At 42.3% G+C, this 10,127-nt stretch carries 13 protein-coding genes and 1 pseudogene; 4 read left to right on the top strand and 10 right to left on the bottom strand.

Annotation, left to right across the window (positions count from 1 at the left end):
* Positions 1–455 (bottom strand): YtpR family tRNA-binding protein (gene ytpR, locus WBA89_RS18420; RefSeq protein WP_424408658.1); only part of this gene is annotated, 455 nt, incomplete at its 3' end.
* Between the two features lie 46 nt (positions 456–501).
* Here ytpR and WBA89_RS18415 point away from each other — a divergent pair.
* From WBA89_RS18415 to WBA89_RS18405, 3 genes and pseudogenes are all read left to right on the top strand, one after another.
* Complete coding sequence (locus tag WBA89_RS18415; protein ID WP_424408657.1) at positions 502–669, top strand: hypothetical protein; 168 nt, start codon at positions 502–504, stop codon at positions 667–669.
* A gap of 506 nt (positions 670–1,175) precedes the next feature.
* Positions 1,176–2,807 carry a protein kinase domain-containing protein gene (locus WBA89_RS18410; RefSeq protein WP_424408656.1) on the top strand — a complete coding sequence of 544 codons (1,632 nt, stop codon included), beginning with the start codon at positions 1,176–1,178 and terminating at the stop codon, positions 2,805–2,807.
* Between the two features lie 177 nt (positions 2,808–2,984).
* Positions 2,985–3,119, top strand: a pseudogene (locus WBA89_RS18405) (hypothetical protein); the annotation flags it as partial.
* Between the two features lie 252 nt (positions 3,120–3,371).
* Here WBA89_RS18405 and WBA89_RS18400 read toward each other — a convergent pair.
* The 9 genes from WBA89_RS18400 to WBA89_RS18360 form a co-directional block, all read right to left on the bottom strand.
* Positions 3,372–3,932 (bottom strand): MAE_28990/MAE_18760 family HEPN-like nuclease, encoded by a 561-nt coding sequence (locus tag WBA89_RS18400; RefSeq protein ID WP_424408659.1) that lies wholly within the window; start codon positions 3,930–3,932, stop codon positions 3,372–3,374.
* A 204-nt stretch (positions 3,933–4,136) separates the two neighbouring features.
* Positions 4,137–4,694, bottom strand: a complete 558-nt coding sequence (locus WBA89_RS18395; RefSeq protein WP_424408655.1) for a DUF262 domain-containing protein — start codon at positions 4,692–4,694, stop codon at positions 4,137–4,139.
* A 150-nt stretch (positions 4,695–4,844) separates the two neighbouring features.
* Entirely contained in the window at positions 4,845–5,180 is a 336-nt protein-coding gene (locus WBA89_RS18390; protein ID WP_424408654.1) for a DUF5615 family PIN-like protein, read from the bottom strand.
* A complete protein-coding gene (locus tag WBA89_RS18385) occupies positions 5,170–5,553 on the bottom strand; it encodes a hypothetical protein (RefSeq protein WP_424408653.1) in 384 nt (127 codons plus the stop codon). The genes WBA89_RS18390 and WBA89_RS18385 overlap by 11 nt, the downstream gene beginning before the upstream one ends.
* A 62-nt stretch (positions 5,554–5,615) precedes the next feature.
* Positions 5,616–5,951: a hypothetical protein gene (locus WBA89_RS18380; RefSeq protein ID WP_424408652.1), complete on the bottom strand. Its 336-nt coding sequence runs from the start codon at positions 5,949–5,951 to the stop codon at positions 5,616–5,618.
* An 8-nt stretch (positions 5,952–5,959) separates the two neighbouring features.
* Complete coding sequence (locus WBA89_RS18375; protein ID WP_424408651.1) at positions 5,960–6,343, bottom strand: hypothetical protein; 384 nt, start codon at positions 6,341–6,343, stop codon at positions 5,960–5,962.
* Between the two features lie 210 nt (positions 6,344–6,553).
* Complete coding sequence (locus tag WBA89_RS18370; RefSeq protein WP_424408650.1) at positions 6,554–7,726, bottom strand: HEPN domain-containing protein; 1,173 nt, start codon at positions 7,724–7,726, stop codon at positions 6,554–6,556.
* Between the two features lie 124 nt (positions 7,727–7,850).
* Complete coding sequence (locus tag WBA89_RS18365) at positions 7,851–8,225, bottom strand: DUF5615 family PIN-like protein (RefSeq protein WP_424408649.1); 375 nt, start codon at positions 8,223–8,225, stop codon at positions 7,851–7,853.
* The gene (locus WBA89_RS18360) at positions 8,209–8,451 is read right to left on the bottom strand and encodes a DUF433 domain-containing protein (protein ID WP_293192239.1); all 243 of its coding nucleotides are present in this window, start codon (positions 8,449–8,451) and stop codon (positions 8,209–8,211) included. Before WBA89_RS18360 ends, WBA89_RS18365 begins: the two co-directional genes overlap by 17 nt.
* A 193-nt stretch (positions 8,452–8,644) precedes the next feature.
* On the opposite strand from WBA89_RS18360, the gene WBA89_RS18355 reads away from it, so the two are divergent.
* Positions 8,645–10,127 (top strand): ABC-F family ATP-binding cassette domain-containing protein (locus WBA89_RS18355; protein ID WP_424408648.1); only part of this gene is annotated, 1,483 nt, incomplete at its 3' end.

Raw genomic sequence — 10,127 nt, 5'->3', positions numbered from 1 at the left:
AGCGGGCGAATATCGCTGCCCAATTCGGGATTTTCTAGCTCAAAAATGTGAATTCCGGCGGACTCTTTAGCCAGTCCCAATTCTGCGAGAGAGCAAATCATGCCTTCGGAAGGAACGCCGCGCAATTTAGCAGGTTTAATTTTTAAATCAATTGTTGATAAATAAGTGCCGACAACAGCTACGGGCACGTAAATATCCGCCCTCGCGTTGGGTGCGCCGCAAACAATATTCAAGGCTTCTGGTTGGCCGGCATCGACTTGACAAACTCTCAATTTATCGGCGTTGGGATGCTGTTCGCAGGCGACTATTTTGCCCAAAACTACGCCGTCTGCCCACCGGCGGCGGTCTTCAATTTCTTCGACTTCAAACCCGGCCATTGTCAGAGTTTCGGCTAATTCTTCGGGGCTTTTTGTCACATCGACCAATTCCCGCAGCCAGTTTAGAGAAATACGCATAATTTTGTCAGTAGTTAGTAGTCCGTAGTCCGTAGTCCGTAGTCAGTTGTCAGTAAGAATTGGTAATTCGGAATTAGAACTAACAGTCAACAGTCAACAGTCAACAGTCAACCAACAACCAACAGCCCACTGCCAACAGTTAACAATCAACAGTCAACAGTCAGCAGTCAGCAGTCATGAAGAAAAATCAAAAATTCTGACGGATGCCTTCTGACGGATGCCTCCTGCATTCTACCTTCTGGTGAATGCCGTTTGATGGCTCTGCAGTCCCAGAATCAATTATGGGAACCATATATCACACTTGTTGAATATTGTCAATAGGATTTGGGTATAGATAAGCACAAAAGAGCGATCGGTCAAAAGCTTGATGGCTGCTGGGGGATGAGTAGCATTCTCATTCAGACTATGAGGTATGCTAGAGACATCTAACAGCGCCAAAAGCACCTAAGTTTAGAAAGACTTTACACAAAAAAGGGCATCTTTAGCAAGTCTTTAAACTATCTTCAAGGATAATCTACCGAAAAAACTCACAGCAGCGACATAATCAAAATAGGGAAAAGATATCGGCCTAAAAGACTTAGGTGCAATTCCAATTCGCAACCGGACACACGGCCCGCCGACAACTGTATAGATAAGTATTTCTACAGAATCGGTATCAGGAAATTTGTGTCCTGGAGCGGCGCTGGCAAAATCAGAAAAACATAGGCAAACTCAATCAACATGAGCTACTGCGTAAATCCGGGCTGTCCCCATCCTCAAAATCCTGCTGACTCTATTCTCCAGTGTCAGACTTGCGGTGCGCGGCTGTTGCTGCGCGCTCGCTACCGAGTCATTGAACCTTTGGGACAAGGAGGTTTTGGAGCTACATTTTTGGCAAAAGACATCTCTTTGCCCGGTCAACCGAGTTGTGTCGTCAAGCAACTGCGACCGAGTAGTTCGTCGCCGCGAGTTTTGGAAATGGCGCGGGAATTATTCAAGCGAGAGGCAAAAACTCTCGGCAAATTGGGCGACCACCCGCAAGTACCGAGGCTGCTAGATTATTTTGAAACCGACGGGCAATTTTACTTGGTTCAAGAGTATGTTAAAGGCTTGACGTTGAAACAAGAAGTCAAACAATCAGGACGTTTCAACGAATCAGATGTTAAAAATTTTCTATTAGAAATTCTGTCGGTAGTGCAATACATCCACACCCAAGGAGTAATTCATAGAGACATTAAACCCGCAAATATTATTCGCCGCACTCAAGACAATCACTTGGTTTTGATTGATTTCGGTGCGGTAAAAGACCAAGTTAACCAAACAATGTTATTAGACCCGGCAGACCAAGGTGCTAATACGAAATTTTCGGTCGGCACGTTTAGTTTTGCTCCTCCCGAACAAATGGCGCTGCGGCCGATATTTGCCAGCGATATCTACGCATTGGGCATGACTTGCTTGTATTTGCTGACAGGAAAGTCGCCCAAGGATTTAGATTTCGATGCCGTAACTGGCGAAATTGTTTGGCAGCCCCACATTCAGTTGAGTCTAAGTTTTACGCGGATTCTTGAGAAAATGCTCAAGCCGCTCGTCGGCCACCGCTTTCAGTCGGCAGCAGATGTCATCAAAGCTCTAAATGGTGAATTTGAAGACGCTGACCTTTGCGAGGGCTTGGCAACTCAATTTAACTCTTCTATCCGCACAGTTGAAGAACCGACGATATTTAATGAAGAGGGTTCTTCGTGGTCGCCGAAAAGCAAAGTCCATCAAGATTTGCGATCGACAAACCCAAGTATTCGCGGTAGAACTTCATTCACTCAATCGGGAAACACGGGGATGCAGCCCAGAGTTTCCCGCAGTCTGGCGGAGTCCGGCAGAACTTTCGGAACTGCTGCATTTTCCAACGGCAATTTAGCAGCGCCCAAGACAGCGAAAACTGTTGTTAAGTGGGACAGCAACAGTTTGCGAGCGGCATATTTTAAAGGCAAGCGCGATTTTGCTGACTGCGAACTGTCGGGTTTGCAACTGCCAAAAGCGCAGTTGGCGGGGGGGAATTTTTATCAGGCTAGGTTGGTGAGGGTAAATTTGCAAGCAGCGGATTTGTCGGGGGCGAATTTGGGCCACGCGAGGTTAATTAAGGCGAATTTGCGATCGGCAAATTTGACTGAAGCTTATTGCAGCACTGCTAATTTTGAAGGCGCGGATTTCCGAGGTGCTGACTTGACGGGCGCTTATTTGAGCAAGGCAAATTTGCGGGGCGCGAATTTGTGCGGCGCGAATCTGACTGACGCTACAGTTAGCGAGGAACAACTCGCCAGTGCGAAGACAAATTGGTTGACTGTTAAGCCTGATGGTAAGCGGGGTTTTGGATTTTAATTGAAGTTGGTTGTTTGCAGAAAAGGGAATAGTCAATTTGAGATACTTCGAGTTCACTCAAAGGAACCCGAACCAGAGTCTAAAATTTGGAAGTCTCCGCGAGGACTCTGCGGGGGCTTCCGTTTTTGGGCGAGTCAGCGCTAAACGAAGTTAGGTAAATAATCTTATATTTAACTGATGACTATTTTTACTCTGCGATCGGTCAAAAAAGACTTCGGCATCAAGGAACTGTTGACAGATGCTAGTTTCAGCCTGGATGAAGGCGATAAAGTCGGACTCGTCGGCACCAACGGTTCCGGGAACTCCACGCTGCAGCTTCGCTTTCAGTATTTGCTAAGTAAGCTGCAAAATCAGCAAGCACCTGTAATCGTTCCGGTGATAGTTGCTGGAGTAAGTCCTTAAGCTGGCGGTGTAACTCTGCGGGTGATATCAAATCTGCTGAGGGGCGATCGATCGTTTGGGAATTATCCGTGCTTTTTTCCTCATTTTACCGCAGAGGATTTTTGTTTGTCAATGCCACGGGCGATCGCGATCTAGCCAAAGTTTACTCATCAAAATCGACTGCTAGATTCTGTATTTCTTCTTCTCAATGTAATCATCAATATTATTCAGCAGATGAGTTAGATATTTTACCAATTTATTTTTATCATCAACTAACTTGCTCCAAAGTATTTGACTCGAAGCATCACAAAACGAAACATTTCCATGTGCCAAATCACATCGAATCTTAACCACAAAATTCAGAATGTCATCTATTTCTCTAGTCGCAACTCCTAATTTTCCAAAGAAGCCATACATATCTATGAGTTCCTTGATAGTTTTAGCATCCAAATTTCCCGATATGGGAATATTAGATGGATCTAACAAAACCATCTGATCCTCCAAAACCGATTTAATTAATTCCTGAAGATTGTCAGCTACGTTATCCTTTTTGATATATGAGTCTCTGAAACTTTTACTTTTATCGTTCAGCAACCACAATCTCTTTATTTTCGGACTTAAATCTTTATAAGTTAATTGCTCGACTAAAATAACATCATGAATGGCAGTTATACCATTTCTGATAGAAGATTCGACAAGATTGTATAATAGCAAGTAACAATGAGACTGCAAGATTTTTTGAATCTCGCTATCAACAATATATTCACCTGATGGGAAGATGATTTATTTAGAAGATAATGCACCAATTTGTTCAATTTTATCTACTAAGTCAAAATATTTCTGGATTTCTGCCACTCGCCTGTTAAAGTCTTTAATGAACTCTTTCATAGACTTTGACTTAAAAGCTTATCCTTAGCACAGTCAATTCTTGGTTTCATATTCTCAGGCTTATGAGTTTGGTAGCAAACTATTAGAATTAGGAGTTAGATCGAGATTACTGGTGTTGATGCGATAGAAAATATCATTCCTTACTTTTTCATCAGCTTTGTCTGAGAGAACTATCATTCTAAGCGAAGTATATTTAAACTTTCTTTGGCGTGAGGGGGCGAGATCGTTAAAATAGGAACCATTTAGAGAATCTAATGTTTGGAGATTACTCAATTGCAACTGATTTGTCATGAAAGCTGCAAGAGTCCTCACCCTCTGAGAGCCATCCACAATTTCTAGTCTTCCAGTTTCATAGATTTCTACGACAATCATGGCAGGAATAGGAACACCAAGAATAATGGATTCAATGAATCGAGATTGACGATCTATATCCCATATCAATTCTCTTTGATATTCAGGGATATAAATCTCACTGAAATCATCGTCATCTTTTTCTAGGTATTTATCGACTATGAATTCGATGGTGTATTCTGTAGTATGGTAGTCAATCTTTTGCCTTATTTCGTCAATCTGCTCTTCGGCGATATTGATGATGTCTTGCCTAATTGCTTGAGACATAAGCACCTGCGTTTATAATAACAAGGACATAAAAAGATACTCCAATTTTTGTTGGTATCTATATTATAGTACATTGGAAGGCATGGGCGATCGCGGTTTTCATTAAGCTTTCTTACTTTACAATAAATTTTTGGTAAATTAATAACTCCATTAATTGAGAACAACAAACTGATTTTTTAGGTCATACTCTGCTGTCTCTAAATTATCAATTGCCTTCACTATCGCCTGATAACTCATATTCTTAGAAGCTTCAGAATCTTGATAAACTGCCAAAATTCCTGAATGTTCTGGGTTCGCTTGATGTAATTCCTGAAAGTCATCACAATTGCGTGTCAGCACGACTCTCTCATTTTCTCTGGCAGCCTGTAACACGACTGAATCTGGACGATTCATTAAATCCAATGTATTAACTGTCGCTACATCGTGACCGGCTGCCTGAAGAAGATTAACGAAATACTTTGCTTGAGAATCTTCGTCAAGCAGCATTCGTAGGCTCAAGTTGGACTCCTTTTACTTCTAATCGATAGCGTTCCTCCTCTGCTTCTAATTTTAAAAGTTCTTGATTATTCTCACAGTAATCAATCACCTCATAGATAGCATCAAGTGGTAAATCCCAATTTTCGGATGCTTGTTCGGCGGACATTTGATTAGCAGTCATATCTCGACAAATACTCGATGCCAGTAATTTACGCCCTTTAATATACAGTTGTTTGCGCCAAGGATGAGGACGTGCAATTAAATATTGCCAATTCTCGATTTCTGGTGTAGTTTGGAGCGATTGAACGATCGCACTTAGCAGGGCAAGGCGATCGCTGACTGAGAGTTGACAAGCTTTTTCTTTAAGCTGTTGCAATGACATATAAAAATGCTCCAACAAAGGTTGGTATCTGAATTATAGTACAAATGTCGTTTTACTGACAACTACTCGTAGCGTAGCTTCTTAGATTTAATCACCTCAATTACATAATCGTGCTTTTGCCCCTCAATAATGTCCTTGAGATGAATTTGTCCATTAATGTATTGAACGTGGATACGCCAGCCTGAGACTTTATCGATATCAGCACGATAAATTGCCTGCTTCACACCCTTTACTTTGTGCAGTCTCGTTTTTGGAAAATTTCTTGTTCTGTGACACTCGTTGTCTTCAAGTTCTGCCAAAGCTTCAAGAAAACAAATCTTTAGATCGTTATCTGGCAAAATCTTCATGGCTTCGTGAATAATGCCATATTCATCGCAGAGCGTAATAGTCTGTGCCATAAATAAGCTTACGAGATTTGGGCAGTTTCTAAATTGTGGTGAAGCATATCTCGATATAAAGACTCTGCTACACCCTGATATGCTTTATCTAGTTCATCGTCTTTGACTGCTCGAAAAAGAGTAAAAATAATTTGCCCAAAAATTGGATCTTCGTCAACTGCCCAAATTACTGTTAATGTTCGAGAAACCCTTAGTGTGTACAGTGAAGATTCGTAACCATTAAGATTTGTCGGTAAGCTAAGGGGATGTAGCTTACGATAGACATCAGCTTTTTGAGTTGGGAAGAGGCTGGCGCAATCGTTGATTTTTTGAATCGCTGCTGCTTTTTCATCTTCACTCAACTTAGTAAGATCGTTTTCAAAGCCTTTTGTTGACTCAATTAGAATATCCACGTTACAAACCGCCAGTCTGATTAAGTATATTATACTGTTGTTACCGTACTATCGCCTGTTCCGGTTCTTAAACGCGCTGGGTAGTGATGTGGAGATTCGGGTGATTGCAAAGCCTGAATCTGATTCTCAGGCTAAGACAAGGGTGGTTGCTATTTAGACGTAATCTAGCGAAAGCTTGCTATGCTAGTTCTGAGGAGACTCCAAGACTTGTTAGTTTGCGCCAGAAGACTCAGAAGGGTTATCTTTTTCTTTCAATTTTTGGTCTATTTCACTAATGAAGCTTTCAACTTTCGAGATAATATCATCAACCATAATGCTATCAATACTACTCTCTATGCCGTCTTTAGTCTTTCCGTTCCTATGTACTAAATCGTGCCTTGTTGATACCGCTTTTTGAATTTCCGAGAATTTTGGAAACACAATATTCAGTGTTGCTTCGTACATCTTACTCACTTTAGGTAAGTTATGGTAAATGACTTCTAACATTGCCTTTTTCGCTATTTCTTCTGCTTTGCTAGCAGAGTCAAGAAGCTCGTTCATGCCCAGCTTCTGTTCTTTGAAATCTTTGAATGATGTAAAAAAAGATTTTAAATAGTTTTCGTTTAACAAAACCGTATTTATGAACGCATCAGATAGATAAGTTTCGAGACACGCTATTACGCCAACATAAAGATGTCTTCTCAGAGTTTTATTTGCTTTGGCGTCTGGCACCCTGAGTTTGTTCAATACTCGCAAACTTGCAATCTCATCAAGGAAAGTAAGATAAAAATCAGTATTAGAGAGTATTGCTTCTAATTGATCTTTGTCTGTATAATCCTCTTCTGTCTCATCTGCCTGCCAAGACTCTTGCCAGGTTCCTGTTCGGCTTCCACCGAAAATACCCAGCACCTCTCTGCAAAGATTCGGAACAATCTTATCTATTAAAAACTGTTCCCAATATTTCAGACGCTCGTGAGTTGATAAATCTAAATCCAGTAGCGAAAAAACCTCTGATTTTCCTGACCATTTCTGGAATATATCATAGACTGATTCCACTGGATAAAACCAGGGCTGGATATTATTTTTTATCAAGCATTTCATGAACTCTTTACCATAGGAATTACCTGTGCCACCAGATAGGCTAATGTACATTCCATCTTCATGAATGAACCCTGTAACTTGACCGATAGTCCCTGGTTCACGAAACAAAGCAATAGCAGCAGTAATATCGGTAGAAGTGATGTTATCAGGTCTGGCTTGTTCACCTGAGTATTCAAAACCTTCTTCCGGGCAAATAACAATAACAGCAAGCAGCCGTTTCCTGAACCGAGTGATTGCATCTCTCATCATCTCCCCACCGTAGGAAAAACTGGGTTCACATACCGGAACTAAGTTAATTTGCATACTGTTATCTCATCAATGAACTTGAAGCTACATTATACTGGTTTCTAATATCTTAGCAACCGGACTCGATCGAACTAAATTAAACTAAGTCCGGTAAATGACTGTTGATACTGATGACTATTTTTTAGACATCCGGTATGAGTGGCAGACGGCGAATCCGAATACGGCTTGGCTCGATCGAAATAGCCGATCCTTGTTCTAGATCCTCCTCGCACTCAGCAATTACCATCAGCAGTAAATCCATTAATGCTTGGGCGCGTAACCTTTCAATCCGAACGCGAATAACTGAGGGAGAAACTGCTTCATCAAGTGCTAGCAATGTATGAAAATCTGCATCAAGGGTAACAACTACACGTTCCTCTTCTCTGGCTTTCTGGATGATTTCGGCATCTTCGGCTTGAGACATACCAATTTCACCAACATGGATGGTGTCGATACCTGCATCACGTAATAATGCTGCCGCAGAAAGTGGTAATCCTTGGTCAAGCAACAGCTTCATAACGATTAGGTAGCTCAATGATCCGATCGTCAAGGTAAGAGGATACAAAAATTAGAGCTTGTCGGATATCTTCATCCTCTAGTTCTGGAAACTCTTGATGTAGTTCTGCTCGATCGGGATAAGTTGCTAGCAGCTCGATTACCCGACGAACAGTCAGCCGAAGATCGCGAATACATGGTTGCCCATTCATTCGCTTGGGATTGCTTGTAATACGATCTATTTTCATTGCTCCTAATCTCAACTCTTACTTATTATTTTATATCCCATCTTGCCAGTTCGGAAACTTAGACCGATCAATTCTCGCTTGCCTTGGGTGAAACTGCAAATCAAAATCAAGTGCGGTATAAGATATGATATAATCTAAAATACTGCAAATTGCTAGTGAATGTCAAAAACTAAGTAGATAATTTTATATACTCATGACTATTTTTACTCTACGATCGATCAAAAAAGACTTCGGCATCAAGGAACTCTTGACAGATGCTAGTTTCAGCCTCGATGAAGGCGATAAAGTCGGACTCATCGGCACCAACGGTTCCGGGAAATCCACCCTGCTGAAAATGATTGCCGGTATGGAGTCGATCGACTCTGGCGATCGCTGGGTCAATCCAGGGGCTACAATTGTCTACCTCCCGCAACAGCCCGATTTGGACGAAAATCACACTGTTTTAGAGCAAGTATTTGCCGACAGCGGCGAACAAATGGCTTTGGTGCGCGAATACGAGGAAATTTCCGATAAATTGTCCCACCACCAAGGCGATACCGATAAGTTGATGGCGCGTTTGTCTGCGGTATCTGAACGCATTGATGAGGTGGATGCGTGGGATTTGGAAACTAAGGCAAAATTGATTTTGACTAAGTTGGGAATTGAGGATTTTGATGCCAAAATTGCCGATTTGTCCGGCGGTTATCGCAAGCGAATTGCTTTAGCAACGGCTTTACTTTCGGAACCAGATGTGTTGTTGATGGATGAACCGACTAACCACTTGGATGCGCTGTCTGTGGAGTGGTTGCAGAACTATTTGAACGGCTATCGCGGTGCACTGCTGCTGATTACGCACGATCGCTATTTTCTCGATCGCGTTACCAATCGCATCCTGGAGATCGATCGCGGCGACCTATACAATTATAGTGGCAATTACGCCTACTACTTGGAGAAAAAAGCCCTAGCTGAAGAATCCGCCGCCAGCACTCAGCGAAAGTTTTCGGGAGTATTGCGGCGCGAGTTGGAATGGCTCAAGAAGGGGCCGAAAGCGCGCAGTACCAAGCAAAAAGCTCGGATAGACCGCATTAAAGATATGCGCGCAGAGGAGTTCAAAACAGCCAATGGCAAAGTCGAGATTGCTACAGCCGGCCGCCGAATTGGTAAGAAAGTTGTTGAGTTACTGAATATCCGTAAAGCTTATGGCGATCGCACTTTAATCAAAGATTTTACCTACAATTTCACTCCCGAAGACCGGATCGGAATTATTGGCTGCAACGGTGCGGGAAAATCCACATTGATGGATATCATCACCGGACGAATTCAGCCGGATTCTGGTACTGTCGAAATTGGAACAACCATTCACATTGGTTATTTCGACCAGCATTCAGAGGATTTGACGCCGAATGAAGACCAGCGAGTTATTGAATACTTGAAAAGTGTGGCGGAATTGGTGCAAACGGCGGATGGAGAAATAATTACCGCTTCTCAAATGTTGGAGAAGTTTCTGTTTCCGCCGAACCAACAGTATGCACCGATCAGCAAACTTTCCGGCGGGGAAAAGCGCAGGTTATTTCTGTTAAAGGTGTTGATGAGTGCACCGAACTTGCTGATTTGGGATGAACCGACAAACGACTTGGACGTGCAGACTTTGGCGGTTTTGGAGGATTATCTGGAAGATTTTAACGGCTGTGTAATTG

This window comes from Microcoleus sp. (genome assembly GCF_049646505.1).
Lineage (GTDB): Bacteria > Cyanobacteriota > Cyanobacteriia > Cyanobacteriales > Microcoleaceae > Microcoleus.
Note: the sequence above shows the minus strand (reverse complement) of the source record. Positions and strands in the feature narration are given on the sequence as shown.